This is a genomic window from Candidatus Poribacteria bacterium, from assembly GCA_026706025.1.
Lineage (GTDB): Bacteria > Poribacteria > WGA-4E > WGA-4E > WGA-3G > WGA-3G.
On record JAPOZO010000020.1, the window covers coordinates 42,773 to 61,231 of the forward strand.

The 18,459-nt window shown below is 49.5% G+C and carries 14 protein-coding genes; all 14 read right to left on the minus strand.

Annotated elements, in window-relative coordinates:
• Positions 1-16 precede the first annotated feature (16 nt).
• The 14 genes from OXH00_04100 to nifS all read right to left on the minus strand — a co-directional run bounded on the left by OXH00_04100 (position 17) and on the right by nifS (position 18,449).
• On the minus strand, positions 17-1,633 hold the full coding sequence (locus OXH00_04100) for a dockerin type I domain-containing protein (protein ID MCY3740183.1): 1,617 nt from the start codon (positions 1,631-1,633) through the stop codon (positions 17-19).
• A 294-nt stretch (positions 1,634-1,927) separates the two neighbouring features.
• Positions 1,928-3,253 (minus strand): M12 family metallo-peptidase, encoded by a 1,326-nt coding sequence (locus OXH00_04105; GenBank protein MCY3740184.1) that lies wholly within the window; start codon positions 3,251-3,253, stop codon positions 1,928-1,930.
• A gap of 5 nt (positions 3,254-3,258) precedes the next feature.
• On the minus strand, positions 3,259-3,993 hold the full coding sequence (locus OXH00_04110; GenBank protein ID MCY3740185.1) for a glycosyltransferase family 2 protein: 735 nt from the start codon (positions 3,991-3,993) through the stop codon (positions 3,259-3,261).
• 27 nt (positions 3,994-4,020) lie between these two features.
• Positions 4,021-4,812, minus strand: a complete 792-nt coding sequence (locus OXH00_04115; GenBank protein ID MCY3740186.1) for an SDR family oxidoreductase — start codon at positions 4,810-4,812, stop codon at positions 4,021-4,023.
• A gap of 206 nt (positions 4,813-5,018) precedes the next feature.
• Positions 5,019-5,483: a hypothetical protein gene (locus tag OXH00_04120; GenBank protein ID MCY3740187.1), complete on the minus strand. Its 465-nt coding sequence runs from the start codon at positions 5,481-5,483 to the stop codon at positions 5,019-5,021.
• A 23-nt stretch (positions 5,484-5,506) separates the two neighbouring features.
• Complete coding sequence (locus tag OXH00_04125; GenBank protein MCY3740188.1) at positions 5,507-6,856, minus strand: hypothetical protein; 1,350 nt, start codon at positions 6,854-6,856, stop codon at positions 5,507-5,509.
• Entirely contained in the window at positions 6,817-7,953 is a 1,137-nt protein-coding gene (locus OXH00_04130; protein MCY3740189.1) for a hypothetical protein, read from the minus strand. The genes OXH00_04125 and OXH00_04130 overlap by 40 nt, the downstream gene beginning before the upstream one ends.
• 7 nt (positions 7,954-7,960) lie before the next feature.
• Positions 7,961-8,497, minus strand: a complete 537-nt coding sequence (locus tag OXH00_04135; protein MCY3740190.1) for a hypothetical protein — start codon at positions 8,495-8,497, stop codon at positions 7,961-7,963.
• A gap of 379 nt (positions 8,498-8,876) precedes the next feature.
• Positions 8,877-11,378, minus strand: a complete 2,502-nt coding sequence (locus OXH00_04140) for a dockerin type I domain-containing protein (GenBank protein ID MCY3740191.1) — start codon at positions 11,376-11,378, stop codon at positions 8,877-8,879.
• Between the two features lie 161 nt (positions 11,379-11,539).
• On the minus strand, positions 11,540-12,577 hold the full coding sequence (locus tag OXH00_04145) for an Ldh family oxidoreductase (protein ID MCY3740192.1): 1,038 nt from the start codon (positions 12,575-12,577) through the stop codon (positions 11,540-11,542).
• 60 nt (positions 12,578-12,637) lie between these two features.
• Complete coding sequence (locus OXH00_04150) at positions 12,638-13,717, minus strand: Ldh family oxidoreductase (protein MCY3740193.1); 1,080 nt, start codon at positions 13,715-13,717, stop codon at positions 12,638-12,640.
• Between the two features lie 187 nt (positions 13,718-13,904).
• Positions 13,905-15,383: a DUF4159 domain-containing protein gene (locus OXH00_04155; protein MCY3740194.1), complete on the minus strand. Its 1,479-nt coding sequence runs from the start codon at positions 15,381-15,383 to the stop codon at positions 13,905-13,907.
• Between the two features lie 231 nt (positions 15,384-15,614).
• Positions 15,615-17,093 (minus strand): DUF4159 domain-containing protein, encoded by a 1,479-nt coding sequence (locus OXH00_04160; protein ID MCY3740195.1) that lies wholly within the window; start codon positions 17,091-17,093, stop codon positions 15,615-15,617.
• 195 nt (positions 17,094-17,288) lie between these two features.
• The gene (nifS, locus tag OXH00_04165; GenBank protein ID MCY3740196.1) at positions 17,289-18,449 is read right to left on the minus strand and encodes a cysteine desulfurase NifS; all 1,161 of its coding nucleotides are present in this window, start codon (positions 18,447-18,449) and stop codon (positions 17,289-17,291) included.
• Between the last annotated feature and the right edge of the window lie 10 nt (positions 18,450-18,459).

Genomic DNA, 18,459 nt, shown 5'->3' on the forward strand with positions numbered 1-18,459 from the left:
GTTTTCGAGATAGACGTTATCTAATGATAGAGCCAGCACTTTCAGTCGGGATATAATAATAGCCAAAGATGATACACATCTCATCCTCAGAGGTGAGTCCAAATACGAGCGGTTCATTCGTATCGTAGTTGTTGTGGACACACTGAAAGCTGAGGGCATCATCTACATCTAAGAGAAGCACCGGATCAAAGAGATCAATCGGCGCATCGTCGTAAGCGATACTCCGGTGGAGTAGCTCACCTGTCGATTTTTGGAAAATCTCAAACAATTCACCGTGTCTGTGCATGTGAGATGTGAGTAAAAAGACATTCAACTCCGTATCTGGGGTGTGTCCTCGGCGTTCCAATTCGTCTTCAACATACCACGTCAATTTAGCGACGCGCGTTGTACCCGGTGGCACGTTAATTGCGCGATTGGAGACGAAAATCTCAAGTGCCTCGTATTTTACCTCCGCCTCTGGAATCGTATAGATATTGACATAGGTTTCGCCAATCAGGGTCTCATCACCGAGCAGATTGATATAGTGGGAATTGAGGTCGTAAACAGTATCGCCTGGCAGTCGCAACCCCACGCCTTCAGGGAATTGAAATAGGGTATCATCGGTTTGTGTTCCGACAACGAAAAATCTGTCGCCACCAAAGATACCAAATACTGGATCTGGGTTATCAGTGTCAAGTTCGCGGAAAGTATCCTCAGGATTAACGGCGATATCGGGTATGATCCCATTATTCAAGAGTCCCTTCGCCAAACCTTCTTCTGTCATACGATACATGATGAAGTGATGGCTGCCAGCGGGATAGAAGATCTCGACTCTATTAATAAAAATGTCGCCTTCTACCGGATTCCCATTTTCATCTTTGATTTGAGTGGCGTAGTAGACTTCGCGTTCGGTGCCGGGTTCAATCTTGAAAGACGGTAAATGGAGTTGATACCCTTCACCGGGCGGCGGTGGTGCAGGTGGCACAAAGATTTCACCAGGATCGCGTAAGACACCGAGGTCACCGATCCCGGCGACTTTACCTGTCTCTGGCGCGCCTACTTCAATCCATGTCCGAATCGCTTCTATTTTAGCGTCGTGGATCAGCCCACCCCCGAACGGCATCCGAGAACCTTGATCTGTGGATTCCGGTCCTATAAGTTTCGTCAAAAGGAAACTGTTCTCTGGATTCTCCGGATCCACGAGTTTCATACCGGCAGCTGCAGCTGCGGGATTCTGTGGTACGACCCCCACTAAAGCGTCATAAGAGAGCCCGTACTCCAGGCTCAAACCGCGAGAGTTTGAGGGGGCTGCGTGGCAAGCACTGCTCGCACAACTCTTATCAAAGACATATTCCTGGATATCATGATACGTGGAATTTTCATCCGGGACTGTTTGCCCGAGACTGTTGCTCACACGAACCAGGTCCAACACATTGATGACCCCATCGCGATTCACGTCAGGATTCTGTTCAGCAGTACGATCCACGGGCTGCCCGAATGCATTAGCGACAAGCACCAGGTCGCGAATGTCCACGATACCGTCGTTGTTCACATCCTCTAAAAGGGTCGGATTATCACCGTGCCCAAGGGCAGAGAGGGATACACCCATCACCAGTAAGAGGATAAGCGTGGCGTAAGTTAGTTGTTTAAACATGTTAAGAATTCAACCTCCAAATATTTGTTAGATACAATTCAAATTACAACTTAAGTAAAGTTATATCATAACAGTAATACGATTTCTAAAAAAATTTATATCGTATTAACCATCTTGTTAATGTTCTTATTCTTTATCCTTTCTAAACCCAAAAAAACCGCTCCACTCGCCTCTATTCTCATAAACCGCGACCAATAAGACGTTTCTGCCCTGTTTGAGGGTAACAGGAAAATAGTCTTGGTAGTTGATAGACGACCGATTCACGGGGTTCTTATGAACCAATTTTCCATTGAGTCAGATCTTAACGGCATCATCGCTACCGGCGAACATCGTTGTTCGTTGTTTTCTTGGTGACGTGAGTGTGATGCTGCCGTAAGCAACATGGTTGTTTATATCACTGGTTCCCAAGCCGATCTTTGCCAGCATGTCGTGGATATTATTCCTTCCCGTTGATGTGAGCCTGCCGCGCCTCCATGCTTTGTTCCCGATGGTCTCGCCAGCGATTGCACCTTTGATAGCGATCTGTTTTTCTGTCACCTTGCCTTTACTTGCCTGTTTGAGATAATCTATACCGGACTTAGCCGCAGCCGCGCCGCCTCGCTCACCTGTCGGAACAATCACCCATAACCAGGGGTCTCCTATTTTCGGTCCTGGAGTCGAACCTCGCTGTATGGGAAACGTCTGCGAAGCGACGTTACCTTTTTTGTCCAACACCTGTAGCGAAACGACCTCCACAGGACGGACTGCCAGTTCATTGGTAACAAACGTTATAATGCTACGTTTGCCGGTTAAAGGTTGACAGGCAATCAACTCTGTGTCTCCGACAGCAGCAGGTTCAGCCGTTGTTAAGGTAAGTAACTGCGCTTGAACGAGTCTATCGGCATCGGAGACCAGAAAACGGAACCGGATTTTGTCGGGTGGCTCTTCTTGGAGCGAAAGCATCTGAATTGCCGTTGGTCGGTTGACACCTGTTCGGGGCCAGTTAAAGTACGGATGTGCCTTTAGCCATTCAGCGGCACATCGCGAGAATTTGCGTCTTAAGTTCCCGCCATAGGACATAATGTAGGCGTTGTCACGAAAATCGTGTTTCAATCCGAATACATGACCAAGTTCGTGCGCCGCTGTTCTTGAAGCAGCACCGGCGCGAATCATAGCATATCCGCCCGTTCTACCGATTTGCCGTGCCTTTCCAGTGATCCTGCTCCCACCCTCAAAGGTACTTGTTTCTACAACAATAAGATAAGCATGCTTTGAGCCGTCAAACTGTTCGGAGATTTCTTTGATGACTTTGGAAAACGTCCTTTGATGATAATGTGCTTCGCTGGATAGACCGTCAACGTGGTGAACAACAATTTTACCGTTGGCATCGGTTTCAATCTGGAAGGTTTTTCTCCCAAACCCATACGATTCCAGCGAGTCAGCGCAAATCCGCTGAACGTCTTTTATCAAGGTATCAAGTTTTACCTTGATATCCGGTTGTGCTCGACTGTCTTTCGGCAGAAAATAGATGAGTCGAACCATGCCCTCAGGCACAGTTCCGTCTTGTGAGAAACCGTTTGCCAGACATGTCACTACCCAAAAAGTAACGAGTGTAACTGTAAATAGGAATCTTGTTTTCATAAGTCTCATCGTTTTTTCGGATTTACCGTATGCACAGTACTTTTGAAAAGTTCTGTTTTAGAAATAAATCGGTATTTTAAGAGTGTCCATGCAGCGAATAACCCGTCCGACCAGAACCGAAGTTTCTTGCCCTCCTTCTTCGTGCGCGGAAAATAGGAAACGGGTACCTCATGAATGCGATGCCCCGCGCGTAAGATTTTTGCCGTGACTTCGGGACAGAATTCAAAGCCTTCACATGTCAAATTCAGTCGCATTATCAGTTCTGTGGAAAAGGCTTTATAGCCCGTAGATTCATCCGTAATCCGGCACCCGTAAAGGAGGTTCGTGTAAGTGGCAAGGAGACGATTTGCTATGAAATTATGAAAACTCGCATTCCCGCGCCCATTTAGAAACCTCGACCCGTAGACGACTTGAATATCTTCTTGTTCAAGTGGTCTTAGGAGTTCAGATAAATCTGTAGGAGACAACTCCATATCGGCATCCTGAATAACGACCGCTTCCCCTTCCACATGCGGAAGCCCGCGCCGGATCGCAAAACCTTTGCCGCTATTCTCTTGGCAATGCACAACAGTTAACTTATAAACTGATCGTAGTTCTTCAAGTGCTTTGTGTGTACCATCAGTGGACCCGTCGTTGACAACAATAAGTTGTTTTTCAATCGGTAGTGAATGCACAGCCTCGACGACTTGCCTAATCGTTTGCTCTTCGTTGAACGCGGGAATGATTACAGATACCAACATCGTTCATCACACCCCCGTCCAAGCATGTTAGAGTAACGACCGGACCATACCGCCATCTACTTGAATAGTTGTCCCTGTTATGTAACTCGCGCGTTCCGATGCGAGAAATACAACTAAGGTTGCGAATTCATCTGGATCCCCGATTCTGCCGAGCGGGATGTCCGCCGTCATCTTTTCGAGTGCTTCATCAAACGTGATACCCGCCTCTTCGGCACGTACCGTTGCAAGCTGCTGGATACGATCCGTGAAGATAATACCCGGGCAGACGTTATTAACCAAGATTTTGTCCGGTGCCAACTCCGTTGCAAGCGTTTTCGCAAAACCAATCACACCTGTCCGTGCCATATTCGATAACATCAGGTTATCTACGGGTTGTTTAACAGAGACAGAAGTGAGATTGATAATCCGTCCACCGCCGCGTGCGCGCATTGACGGGACGACAGCACGGCAGAGGTTGATTGTACTCATCAAGTTCAAGTGGACCGCGTCTTGATAATCCTGAGCATCCAAGTCATCGAACCGTCCCGCTCTGGGACCGCCTGCGTTGTTGACTAAGATATCAATACCGCCAAAACGATCAATCGCTGTGTGAATAAGGCTTTCAACCTGCGCTGGCTGACTAACGTCGGTCGGTACCGCTAACACCTCAGTGCCAGTCTGATTCCGAATGTCATCCGCTGTTGCTTCGAGTGCATCCCTATTTCTGGCACAGATGGTGACTTTTGCACCTTCCTGTGCTAAACCGAGTGCGATTGCGCGCCCAAGTCCTTTACTTGAGGCACCGACAACTGCAACTTTGTCCGTGAGTCCGAGGTTCATACGTTTCAATGTGGGCTTGTAGCCCTACAACCTTTCAAAAACAGAATCAATTTTTCAAAGTTAAGTATAACACTATGGCGGTGTAATGTCAAACGTAATTTCCGAGCGGGGTGTATAATTGTTTGAAAGTGGTTCATTGATAAGCAAGTCTGCCGATGTGCTTTGTAAAAAATGCCAAATTTTGCAGAAAAAATGCTTGTGCTGTTTCAAAACGCGGATAAGAGGCGCAATATCCGATGATGGCCGTTGATAGAAATCGTAACAGATTTGTTCTTTATCGAAATAACTTTCGTGTCTGCGTCAAGATTATCGTTGATGGAAACAATGCGCGTTGTGTGTTCTATAGTGGTTTCAATTATCGCGGTCGGGGGTGTTCTGTCATCTTTCGGCAGAATTGTACCCAGTAAACGATAGTGGTCTTGAGGATGTGGCGGTGTCCAACCGAGCGGACGAAATAAATTATTGTCTATGATGGTGCGGTAGAAATCGGTCTTCTGAAATTGCTTTAAGGTGTCCGGGTCTTCATTCCGCGGTGGCGTGCGGGCCTTTCGGTGCGTTTGTGTTTTGACGGTTCGCGCGATGCTTTCCCGGTGTGTCCGCGTGGCAGTGTAGAGAACACTGAAGAAGAGTGCGATGGCGAGACTGGCGGCGATGTATTTTCGGTATTTCATGGAATAAAAAAGAGACGAAGGTTTTATTGGATTTGTAAATGGTCGTCTATTTCGGGGAACCCTGTTTTGAGATATTTCACATCGGGGTGGATGTTAGGGGGATAGTGGATCTCCCAGATTTTGATTTTCGGGGGTGCGTCGCTCTGGACAGGGTAGACAGGGACAAAAGCGGTGCTGTGTTCTCCCCGAAAGTAGAGTTTGACAGCGAGGCTGTTCCAACCGGGGGCTGGAACACTGTAGGCTTTCTGAAGTCTAACGAGATGATCGGATGTATTCTGATCAAAGTAGAGGATTGCCCCGAATGTCCCAAAATCGAGAGCGGTTTGTATATCCTTATGGTAGGGTATGTATATCTCTTTAGAAACCACCGAATTGTTGCCCAAGACAGCGGTTACCTCCAGATGTCTGGGTTCGGTGTTAACAATATCAAGCAAGTAAAAGGTCTCTGCCGCGATCTTGTGTGGCGATACCCATCGGTGTGGTGAACCGATGGGGGAGACTTCATATTGAAGTTTGTGTGTTTCAAACGATCTATCCGATTCTGCATCACTGCCAATGAATGAATAGCTCCCTGCCTTAGAGAGTATACCGTTTTCACTGAGCATCAGGTGCGTTGCACCGTGGGTTTTCAGGAATTCCAGTGCTTCTCGTTCGGATTGTGCACAGAAAACGTGTCGGTAATAGAGGTGTATCCAGTGCGGGAGATAATGGTCAGGGTCGATGATGGTTTGGACATCGCCGAGGACGTTAATTCTGTTGCCAGAACCCCAGTTTGCGGCGACAACCGCGTTTTCGGGGAGTGTCTCTTTCATCCAATAGATTGCTTTTGCTTCGCTGCCTTCGCCGGGGGTCGGGTTCTTCATACGTGCTGCGGTGTCGATGGATAGGGTTGCATGTCCGCCAATAGGTGTCCAAAAGAGAACCGGTATAAGCACGAGGACGGCAAAGATCGTTTTTGCGAGCGTTTCGGAAACCTGCGGATACACGAGATTTCTATCCTTGAGCCATTGTATGAGGTGTGTTGGTGAGAGGTAGAGGAGCCATGCGGTGCCGTAAGCGAGCGGGATGCCGATAAAGAGGTCGCTTCGTTTCGCACCCCGGGAGAGACTCACCCAGACGAGGAACCATGCAAGCATTGCAAGTGTCACAAGAACATTTTTCGTTGTCTCTTTCTGCGATTCTTTTTCCGTCGGTGTCCCGACAGAGCGGAGTGCTATGAAGCCGAGGGTGAGGACAGTGAGCATGAATGAAGCGATAAACAAGGTATCGCAGAGATTTTCGCCGATGACATCGCTCAATGGTTCACGGAAGAAGGTTGTCGCGGTGAAGAGGGTCAGCGAGAGTGCTGCGGGTAGCCCGTTCCACTTCCACAAATGTAGGGGGCGACGATTAAGCCAAGACTCCCTAAGACAAAGATGGCACCGTGTCGGCGCTGCCAAAACCTGAAGTGTGGATCGCCTAATTCACCAACATCTTTTATGAGTCGGCTCTCATCAAACGGATATGCGGTTTCTGCGAAGGTCCCTGCTTGGACGAGGATATAGGCGACTCCTGTGAGAATACCGAGACAGGTTAAGCCCCACGCGAGTTTTCTGCCGTGGGTTCGCAGCAGTGGGTAATAATGCAGCAGTAGGTATCTTATGCCACGTAGTGCGTAAACGGTCAGTGGTGGAAAGAGCATCAGGGCGGTGACGTGTGTGGAGAAGCCATATCCGCTGTGATATGCAGGACTGATGAGATAGAGCCACGGCACGAACATGACCAACCAGAGGAGATATTCTTTCAGGTGCTGTTCTGTATCCGTGGTGCAGAGCTTATAGAGTTCGAGAGCAATAATCATCAGGACGAAAACGCCGAAACCTTCCCAACTCATGCCACCTAAGAAACAGGTAACCCCCGCGAGTGCGGTGGCAATCCATCTGCGTCGCCCGGGGTCCATCTGTTCTTTCCATAAGTAACTGGTGACGACGAGGACACCTATCAGATAGTACCATGCGTCCCTGTCTCCGAAACCCACAGCACTGCGACTGATACTACCGGGGAGCGTTGCTAACAGCACGCCCACAATCGCGGCAAACATCACCCCATAGCACCGGGTGAGAAAAAGAAACAGCATACCTATTGCCAAGGTAAAACAGAGCACAGGGAGATACAGTTGTATCTGATATAAAGACCACCACGGGAACACTTTGTGCAGCGCAGCGATGGCGTAGGGATAGAGCGAGAGCAGCTGCTGGTTATCTCTACCGAGGGGCAGCCACCGATCCATATCGCGGGCAGGTAAAGACCCCTGTTCCGCGATGATATTTGCTTGCCTGTGAAAGAGATAGGCATCGTTTTCGGTGAACTGTCCGTCAGGGATCCGTTCTACACCTTGAATCCGAATCAAAAAGTTGAGGCATAAGAGACCGAAAAGGATCAGACCGGTGCCGATGCGTTTGAAAGGCAGCGTTTTCATCTGTAAAAACACGGTGGAGTTACACCTTTTCCTTATCGGTTTCAGCGTCGGTTTCAGAAGGTGCACCTGAAACAACCATATTGAACTCCTTTAAGACTTTTTCGCGGATTGCACGAGGAAAAGGCCGCAGCATCTTTTCCACCAGCTTAACAGTCTCAGCGCGCTCTTCTGGGCTTTCTTCTTGGAAATCCTTTTCAATAGCTTTCTTTAGGAACGATCCCTGTTCCGCTAATGCTGATTCCTCTTTCTCCGAAAGTGGCTTCCCTGCGTACTTTTTGAATCCCCCTTTCATGGCAGTCGCGTGATCCGCTATGAAACTATAGTCTACCCCTATTTTTTCGCCAGCCGCTTTTACCTTTTCGGGGTCCTTCTCGGCTTCGCTGAGGAACTGGTCAACATCCTGCAGGGTTGGTTCCTCATCACATACCTTTGCACATGCCTTTGCATGTCCGTCTGCGGATGCTTGTTTCTCTGCTTCGGCGGCTTCCGCCGCGGCTTTCCTTTCGTCTGCCTCTGCCGTCGTTTTGGGTCTGATAAGCAGTTTTTTCGGATCCATTGCTGTGCTCCCTTCCACTGATGTGGGTATGTGGAGACACCCAACAAACATCAGGAGTGAGTATCTCCACACGGAAAAATTAATAGAACTTAACTGTCGTTAGTTGAGCGAACCTGTTAGGAACTCTAGCAGTATGGGCAATCGTCACCGCATTAGCTATCGTTCTCTTCATCGTTCTCTTCATCGAAAAAAACACATTTACGCCTAATATGGCATCTTTACATAGCACTCCGCTGGAGTGCGTCCTGTGCAGCCTGATGTCTCTATAGATATATCACGCCACTGGCGTGAGAAGATAGAGCCCTGCTGGTATGGATAAACATATTAGCGATGTCTTGATAACAGATCGGTTTGTGTTCGCGTTTTTGTCGTATGTCTTCTACTTCCGAATCAACATTTTACGCGTCGCTGTGAAATCCCCTGCCGTTAGCGTATAGAAATAGACACCACTCGCAACCGCCTCACCCCGCGCATTCCGCCCATCCCAATACGCTGCACGGTTTTTGTTATGATACATTCCTGCAGATTGATGCCCTAACGCCAATGTCCGCACCAATGCCCCCTTCACAGAATAGATGTGCAATACCACATCCGCTGGCTCGGCGAGTTGATACGGTATCCACGTCTCTGGGTTAAACGGGTTCGGATAGTTGACGAAAAGAACGGTTTCTTTCGGCATCAAGAGAGCAAGAAGCTGCTCCAACACTGCTATCCCCTGCAAATAAGTGGGATCTGTGAGTGCCATTTGGCGCGCTTGCATCAGCATATCTTCCACCTCTGCTGCGGTGAGCCCTTCAAGAACTGACGGATGTAAGGTAGGTGCAGCAGCCGCACCCTCTCCTAACGCGCTGGCAACCAAGACGAGGTCCGAGATATTGACGATTCCATCGCCGTTCACATCCGCACTACTTCTCCCTGTCTGCCCAAAGCTTGAGGCAACTAACACCAGGTCCTGGATATTCACTACACCATCGCCGTTGACATCCAGCGGATTTTGAACAGTTAGGGTATCATCCGCCCTAAGCGTGTAGTCCTGACGTGTGATATTTCCATACACATCAATCACTTGGAGTGTTACGGTGTTCATTCGGTGTGCTGTTAATGTCGGTGTGTCAAATTCAAAGGGACTACTTTGGGCATGTCCGTCCTTACAACTGTGCAATTTGGGACCAGATGCGGGGTCTTCTGCAGTCGTTGGAACAAGTAACTGGATTTGATGGATACCATCTACATCGGTCACCTCAAATTGGAGGCGAAGGTTTTCAGCGTTCGGCGCGTAAGACGATGCCGTGAGCATCTGTAGCATTGTGGGTTCATTGAAGGCGGTTTGATCAGTGTTAAAGAAGCGACCCGCAGCTAACCAACCCGCGGCACATGGAGATAGCCGATCAGGTGCCGCGCCATAGGACATAATAAAGGCATCGTTGCGGAAGTCGTGCTCTAAGCCAAAGGCGTGCCCAAGTTCATGTGCCGTCACTTGTGTGCCAATTTCGCCATCAAAACACTGCCCGGATGCTGGGACGACTGCGTATCCGCCACGCGTTCTTACTACGGTTTCATCTTCAAGCCAATGACCGCCACCGACCCCGCATGTATTCTCTTCTTCAATGGCTTCACTGCTGATGTCCACAACGATAAGATAGGCGTGCTTCTCCATATCAAACTGAGACGCAACTTCGGTATAGACCTTGTTTTGTGTTTCTGTATGATAGTGCCAATCGTTAAACTGTCCATCAACGCGATAGACAAGTGTATCTCCGTTCTCATCGGTTTCATAGGTGAAGGTTTTTCTACCGAATCCGTTGATTTCCATCTGGTTGGCATAGAAACTTTGCACATCTCTTATGAGCGTATCCAGTTTATTCCAAATATCGGGTTGCATGCTGCGATCGCGGGGGAGGAAATAGATAATCCGTACCATATCCTGAGGCATGGCATCGTAAGGTGTGATGTCCCAGATTCGGAGTGTTTCGTCGTCGCCACCGCTAATGAGCGTATCCGCCTCTGGGGAAAAAGCGACAGCATTCACCCATCCGATGTGTTCTGTGAGCGTGGCTATTTTTTCGCCGCTCTCAACTTTCCAGAGGTTCACAGATTCGTACCCTGTGCTGGCGAGGGTTTTGCTATCGGGTGAAAAACTGATTGTATAGGCCGTTCCGTGAGAGTTAAGCTTGCCGAAGCGTTCCCAACTCTGGACTTTCCACAAATTGACATTTCCATCGTATCCGGCCCCAGCAAGGACTTTGCCATCAGGAGAAAATTTAACAGTATAGATAGACGTAGAATCCGCTTCAAATTGGACAACAATGCTCCGCTTTTGAATATCCCAGACGTTAACCTGTCCCATCTCGTCCCCTGTGGCGAGAACCTGTCCATCCGGCGAGAAGGCGACTGCCAACACCCATCTACCGTGTTCAAACGTGGCTATCTCCTCACGCGTGTGGATATCCCATAACTTTACATCCACCCCTGCGGTCGCGAGCATCTGTCCGTCACGGGAAAAGTCAACCGCTTTGACTTGTGAACGACTTCTGTTGACAATATGTTCAAAGGTCGCAACACGCCTTTTGCGTGGAATGTCCCATAATTTACAGGCGTAGTCATCACCGCCACTCACAAGTAATTGACCATCTGGCGAAAAAGCAACGCTATTGACAGTATCAGCGTGTGAACCTAACGTCGTCACGGTATCGTTTTGCAAGTCCCATAACTTTACCGCACGATTACCGCCGCCACTCGCAGCAACGGAAGCATCTACTGGGGAGTATGCCACTGTTTTAACACTACCGTTATCCCTAAAGTAGGTGTGTTCTTGGGCAAATACAGTGAACGGAAACATCAACAAAAGGATTATTGTAAAAAAGAGATGTTTGAACGGCATAGGATGGGTTTCCTAAATCAGGCGTGGGATGGAAGAACGGAAGGTCGGAAGAAAGGATTTTCCGCGCACCCTTGCAACCTTCCACCTTTCCGACCAAGTGTCTTCTAATGTTTCAACTGCCGCGCGAAGGAAGGAATTTTGTATAAGTCGCAGTTCATAAATTACTGCGCTTCTGCCATAGGGATATCCCACTTTTCGGCACACTCGCGAAGCTGCTGGTAAATGGTATCCGGTATATCAATACCGTTTGCGAGGCGGTCTGCTCGTGAATTGGCTTCAAAATCACCGGGAACTAACACCTCATCAAATCCGTGGGCAGGCGGTGTCGCTTTGATAGCATCCAAGAAGGCGCGCACACCTTTCTGGTATTCCGCAAGCGGTGTGAACGCGTTGACATCTATCACTTGGATATGGAGACCACTCATCTGCCCCGCCTCAATATTAAACGTTCCACCCAACCCACCAATCAGTGCGACGAACAAGGAAAGTGCATAACCTTTGTGTCTACCAAATGCGAGCAGGTTACCGCCATCGTTGTATTCAGCAGTTTTAACGGTAGGATTCCCATGTTTGTCCACAACACAGCCTTCGGGGATGTCCCGATTTTCACTGACCGCGACGTAGGTTTTGCCATTTGCGATCACACTCGTCGCGAAATCGATCAGAAATGGTCTGTCATCACCGGTCGGGATACCGATAGAAATCGGGTTCGTACCGAGCGCGCCAAGGGCACCACCAAAGGGAAGAATCCGCCCACCGCCCTTTGAACCGCCACCGACAGTGATAATTCCAATACATCCAGATTCAGCGGCTTCCTGACCGTATTCACCGAGTCTGCCGATATGTCCCGTCCGGATGAGTGTCGCGAAGCAGGTACGTCCGCTTTTCGCCTTCTCAATAGCGCGTTGGATTGCATAGCGGGCGGTATAGTGTCCGAAACCGCCCTCGCCATCAATGTGCAGTGTGTTGTCGGTTTCTCGAAGGACATTCGGTTCGGCAGCAGGGCGGAGACCACCGTTTTCAATCCCTTCAAGATAGGAGGGGATCCGAAGCACACCGTGCGAATCGTGTCCAGCGAGATTGGCTTTTATCAAAATTTCGGCAACGTTATCCGCGATGTGCTGTGGCGTGCCTGCCGCGACAAAGAGATTGTTTGTGAATTTCTGGAGGTCTGCGGCTTCAAATATGTGCCTCTTCATATTTTTAATTTTCCTTGCGGTTCATTTTACAGGCGGAGTTTCTAAGCCTACTAAGCAAATTTACGAGAGCGGACCGTAGTGTGCTCTGTCATCATCTTCAACGGCATCTTCACCGATGGAAACTTCTAATTCTTCTGCACACTCTTGAAGTTGATCGTAGATCGTATCGGGTATCTCAATCCCTTCTTTTAATCGCGCTTCACGGGAACGGAATTCAAAATCACCGGGGACCAATACTTCGTCGAAACCTTGTGCCGGTGGTGTCGATTTGATGCCATCTAAGAAGGCGCGCACACCTTTCTGGTATTCTTCAACCGGTGTGAAGGCGTTAACATCAATTACCTGCATAAAGGTGCCGTTCATTCTGCCGCTCTCTACATCAAACGTTCCTGCCAACCCACCGAGGAGGCATGTGAACATCGCAAGCGCATAACCTTTATGCCTCCCGAATGCGAGAAGCGCGCCGCCATCATAGAAATCGGCAGGTGTGGTGCTTGGCATTCCATCTTTGTCAAGGATGCAACCCTCCGGCAAATCTATCCCTTTACTCCGGGCAACTTGGATCTTTCCTTCCGCAACCATACTCGTGGCGTAGTCAACGATAAAAGGAGAGTCGTCGCCAGTCGGTACGCCTATAGCGATAGGGTTCGTACCGAAAGCACCTTGTGCACCGCCGTAAGGCACTGTCGGTCCCGCCCTTCTACCGCCATTTCCAACGGTGATCAGTGAGATACATCCAGCTCTCGCTGCTGCTTCCGCATATTCGCCTAAGCGACCGATATGTCCAATGTTACTGATGCTGACGCTACAGGAGACAGCGGATTTTGCCTTCTCAATGGCTCTATGGATTGACCAACGTGAGACGTAGTGTCCAAAGCCGCGTTGTGCATCAATGCGCAAGGTATTCGGCGTCTCTGCAAGGATTTCGGGTTCTGCAGTAGGGTTTAGATGTCCGGCATCAATACCGCGTAAATAGGCAGGGACGCGTAGGAGACCGTGTGAATCATGCCCCGCAAGGTGGGCATTGACAAGGATTTCGGCAACATCCTCCGCGATGTGCCGTGCCGTGCCTGCGGCGACAAATATGTTTCGTGCAATCGCGTGGAGGTGGGGTGCCTGAAGTTGATGCGTCTTTTCCATGTATTAGGTCCTTTGATACAAATTTAGTTAGCAGTGTGATAGATACTCAAAACTGTGTATCTTATTTTATGGCATCTGCTTTTTTTGTCAATAGGAAAAAGAAAGTAGGGCTGTTCAGTTACCTTTGATGATAACCGAACAACCCTCAGTAAGGTGCGCGATTTAGCTGCACAGTGTAATACAAATGTTACTCAAAATCACTGACCCGCGCGGCTTGGGGTGGGCGTGTCGGAAGTTCTCTCTCGGCTAACCTGTGTTCAGGAATATAGTCGGAGTAATCGGAAATCGAACCGTGTGTCAATGCATACACCGCGACGTTCGTCATGAAACGGTAGACACCCGGTGAATAGTGCACACTGCGTGTTGGGATACTCACTGTCTCCATCGCGCACATATAGTCACGGCGGTTAACAATCACCGCCAACCTATTACCGACGGAAACACCTTCAAGGTAGTTCCGTTTCGGTGGCCGTGTGCCCCACCAAAAGATATCAAAACCGATAGGTGGCCCCCCCATTCGATAGAAGTTATTATAGATTTCGTGATTGTTGGAGATCCGTTCAACTTGATACTCAGGCATGACGTAGCGCATCTGTGCGAGAAAGAGGCGCACCATCGCTTGGGCGGGTGCATTCACACCACAGTCGTCAAAAACGAGAAATCCACCTTTCTCAACAAGGTAGCGACGCAGACCAGCGGCTTCAGACTCAGTAAGACTGCCAGCCATTTTACCAGTACCGTACCGCCATCCAAAGAGGTTCCGAGAGCGGACGAGTGATGGATCATGTCCTGTCATAAAGGCGAGCGGCGTTTTGAAGAGGTTGGCATCGTTGAGTTTTACCGCTCCCCCGTCAACGTTCATATCAGTTCTAATTTTGGTGCGTTCGTTGAGCCAATGTGTCAATGCGTTGAGCGCGGAAGCATCCGCCCACCAGTCGGAAAGATCGTGCCGTACCCGTGCAAAGCGGAGGACACCGCGAATATCCTTTCCTTTACCGATGACGCGTCCACCCGGTTCCCCTTTTGGTAATGGCAGCACTTCGTCATTACCGAGTACAATGTTCTCAACGACATCGCTGAGTGCTTCACGTGCGGCACCAACGTTTTTAACCATTGAGAGTCCAGGGGGGTGTTGGAAAGCGATTTTTACTTGTACGGGGCTGCCTGCAACACCACGATTGATGTTCGCCAATCTAACGGAAGGTACATTCGCCACGGGTGCGGAGAACGCCAAAGCATCGAGGGTATCCGATACTGTTAGATTTGCCTGTGTTAAGACTGTCGGTACGGGTTCGTTCGGTGTAACGACTCTCGGCACATTCGGATCAATGGGTGGATTGGCCTTGAGCGTCTGTTTTGAAATTTCAAGCACCGTTCGCGGTTGGAAAACGAGTTTTTCGGCGAACACAGCCGTTACACGCCGTTGCATCTGAACTTGATCAACAACAACGCTGTTTCTCGCTGGCACAGTCGGCTTAATAACGGATTTGACGATAGGCTTCCGCACCTTCGGACTCGGCGGTGCTTTGGGTTGGAGCACTTCGGCATTTATGAGTTCTCGGAATCGTGGCGTTTGCGTGATTAGATAAATACCTGTAACAAATGCTATGGCAAGGTGGAGTACTACGGAAATCATGAGAGCACTTGCAGTCCTTTTCTTAGGCATTTGTCATCACCTCCAAAAGAGAATGGTTGCTCGGATAGGGCTATCCAGTTGTCCGCAATAGATAACTGAACAGCCCTGAATAAAGTGAGCGGATTTTATAGTAAAGTCCGCAAATAATTTGACACTCCACGGTAGTATTGCCCGCTCGTAGGGGCTGGGTGACCCAGCCCCTACGATCCGCGTGTTTAAATAATTATGGGCTTTACTATAACTCCGCTCACACACAAAGTACTATTTAAAGCCACTAACCCGCGCTGCTTGCGGTGGACGCGTCGGGAGTTCCGTCTTAGCCAATGTGTCTTCAGGCACATAACCGGAGTAGTCAGAGATCTGACCGTGCGTCAAAGCGTACACCACGACGTTCGTCATGAAACGGTAGACACCCGGTGAGTAGTGGACATTACGCGTTGGTAGACTCACCGACTCCATCGCGCACATATAGTCCCGACGGACAACGATAACAGACAACTTGTCACCGATGGAGATACCTTCAAGGTAGTTCCGTTTCGGTGGTCGTGTCCCCCACCAGAAGATATCGAAGCCGACCGGCGGCCCGCCCATCTCATAGAAGTTGCTATAAACTTCGTGATCGTTGGGAATCCGTTCAACCTGATACTCAGGCATGACGTAACGCATCTGTGCGAGGAAGAGACGAATCATCGCCTGCGCGGGGGCGTTTACACCGCAGTCGTCAAAGACAAGAAATCCGCCTTTTTCGACGAGGTAGCGACGCAGCCCTGCTGCTTCCGCTTCACTGAGCCGACCGTCCAGCTTACCACCGCCATATTGCCGTCCAAGAAGGTTACGTGAACGGACGAGTGACGGATCGTGTCCTGTCATGAAGACGAGTGGTGACTTGAGAAGATTGGCATCGGTGAGTTTCAATGCACCGCCTTCAACGTTCATGTCAGTTTTGATTTTTGTCCGTTCGTTGAGCCAATGTGTCAATGCGTTGAGCGCAGAAGCGTCCGCCCACCAATCGGAGAGACTGTGCCGGATCCGTGTGAAACGGAAGACACCCCGGATGTTTTTCCCTTTACCGATAACATGTCCGTGCGGTTCACCTCTGGGGGCAGGTGGTACTTCGACAGAACCGAGGTTGATCCTTTTATTCACATGGTCAATGCTGCTGTTGACTGCACCGACATGTTGAACCATTGCGAGTCCAGGTGAACGTTCAAAAGTAACTTTCACTTGGACTGCGCTGCCCGCGACACCGCGTCCGATGTTAGCCGGTCCAGCAGAAGGTGCGCTTGCTACAGGCGCAGAGAACGCTAAAGCATCAGGCGCATCTGATACGGGGATGTCTGTGCGTGTTACAGCCGTTGGCGCGGGGGCGTTGGGTGTAACGACTTTCGGCACATTTGGATTGATGGGTGCCTTGACTTTAACAGTCTCATTTGAAAATTCAAGTACTGTTTTAGGTTGGAAATTTAGCTTATCATTAAACACAGTTGTTACACGAGGTTGCACTTCCACCGGTTCAACAACGACAGTACTTTGTGTCGGGACAATCGGTTTAAAATTCTTCTTGATAATAGGGTCCCGAACCGTAGGCTTTTTTGGTTTTGTAGGTTCGAGAATTTCCACACCTATGAACTCTTGGAACTGCGGTGTTTGTGTGATCAGGTATACGCCAACCAGGAACGCAGCGACCGCGTGGAGTACCAAGGAGGTCATGAAGGCACTTGAGGTTCTTTTCGCACGCATTCGTCTTTACCTCCAAACAAATAGTAGTTGTTGAGGTAAACGCAAGTTCTGTGCCAATGCTAAAACGCTAAATTTGGGGGTAATATGTAGTTTAACTGCACGAAAAGGGACAGATGCCGCTTTAAACTGCACAAAAACGGGCTATTTTTGGTGGATTATTTAGGAGGGAACAAGGACAAAGATGTCCGGGAAGAACTATCCTCTATATAGGGTCCGCATCTGTTGGATGACTTTGGGTAATTTGGCAATGACTGTATCAATTTCCGCTTCGGTTGTATTTCTACCGAGGGAGAAGCGGACAGTGCCTTGCGCTAAACGTGGCGGTAAACCGAGCGCGGCAAGGACATGTGACGGCTCCATGGAGCCAGAGGTACACGCGGAACCCGTCGAGACACATATACCCTCCATATCTAACCGTAAGATGAGGCTTTCGCCCTCCACATTTTCAAAGGAGACGTTAAGGGTGCCGGGCGCGCAGTGATCGGGATGTCCATTGTAGTGCAGCCGATCAATGTGTGTATCTAAACCTTCGCGCAACCGATGGGTTAAGGCGGCGAGATGTTGCGCATAGGTGTCCTGCTCCTGTTTCGCAAGTTCAGAAGCAACGCCGAGTCCGACAATTGCGGGGACGTTTTCGGATCCAGCGCGGCGGTTGCGTTCATGGGCACCACCGTGGACGAGGTTCGCCAGTCGAGTACCGCGGCGGATGTAAAGGACACCAATCCCTTTGGGCGCGTAAATCTTGTGTCCGGAAAATGCGAGAAGGTTCACACCGTGTGCTTGAACATCCATCTCCAATTTGCCGATCGATTGCACTGCATCGGTGTGGATGGGAATATCGTGTTCTTGTGCGATCTCACAGATCTCCGCAAGCGGTTGGATCGTGCCGTTCTCATTATTGACGTGCATAATGGAGATCAGCACTGTGGTATCGCGGACTGCATTACGGAGTTGTTCAACGCTAATCCGTCCGTGTCTATCAACGGGAAGATAGGTTATCTCGAAACCGCGTTGCTCCAAATACTGGCAGGTATGCAAAACGGCGTGATGCTCTACTGAGGAGGTGATGATATGGTTGCCTTTGCCACGACTCTTTTGCAGCTCAGTGAGTCCTTTGATGGCGTGGTTATCTGCTTCGGTACCGCTCCCTGTAAAGACGATTTCACTCGGACTTTTAGCACCGATGAGTTCGGCGACTTGTTCGCGTGCGGTGTCAATGGCGGTGCGCGCTTCGCGTCCGTAGGCGTGAATGCTGGAACCGTTGCCGAATGCCTCGGTGAGATACGGCATCATCGCATCTCGGACTTCGGGACGGAGCGGTGTTGTGGCGTTGTAGTCTAAATAGATACGTCTCATGTTTTACTCT

Excerpts from the sequence above, each read along its gene's own strand:
- OXH00_04120 (MCY3740187.1), bottom strand. The coding sequence starts at position 5,483 with ATGAAATACCGAAAATACATCGCCGCCAGTCTCGCCATCGCACTCTTC.
- OXH00_04105 (MCY3740184.1), bottom strand. The coding sequence starts at position 3,253 with ATGAAAACAAGATTCCTATTTACAGTTACACTCGTTACTTTTTGGGTA.
- nifS (MCY3740196.1), bottom strand. The coding sequence starts at position 18,449 with ATGAGACGTATCTATTTAGACTACAACGCCACAACACCGCTCCGTCCC.
- OXH00_04140 (MCY3740191.1), bottom strand. The coding sequence starts at position 11,378 with ATGCCGTTCAAACATCTCTTTTTTACAATAATCCTTTTGTTGATGTTT.
- OXH00_04135 (MCY3740190.1), bottom strand. The coding sequence starts at position 8,497 with ATGGATCCGAAAAAACTGCTTATCAGACCCAAAACGACGGCAGAGGCA.
- OXH00_04110 (MCY3740185.1), bottom strand. The coding sequence starts at position 3,993 with ATGTTGGTATCTGTAATCATTCCCGCGTTCAACGAAGAGCAAACGATT.
- OXH00_04115 (MCY3740186.1), bottom strand. The coding sequence starts at position 4,812 with ATGAACCTCGGACTCACGGACAAAGTTGCAGTTGTCGGTGCCTCAAGT.
- OXH00_04160 (MCY3740195.1), bottom strand. The coding sequence starts at position 17,093 with ATGCGTGCGAAAAGAACCTCAAGTGCCTTCATGACCTCCTTGGTACTC.
- OXH00_04150 (MCY3740193.1), bottom strand. The coding sequence starts at position 13,717 with ATGGAAAAGACGCATCAACTTCAGGCACCCCACCTCCACGCGATTGCA.
- OXH00_04155 (MCY3740194.1), bottom strand. The coding sequence starts at position 15,383 with ATGCCTAAGAAAAGGACTGCAAGTGCTCTCATGATTTCCGTAGTACTC.
- OXH00_04100 (MCY3740183.1), bottom strand. The coding sequence starts at position 1,633 with ATGTTTAAACAACTAACTTACGCCACGCTTATCCTCTTACTGGTGATG.
- OXH00_04145 (MCY3740192.1), bottom strand. The coding sequence starts at position 12,577 with ATGAAGAGGCACATATTTGAAGCCGCAGACCTCCAGAAATTCACAAAC.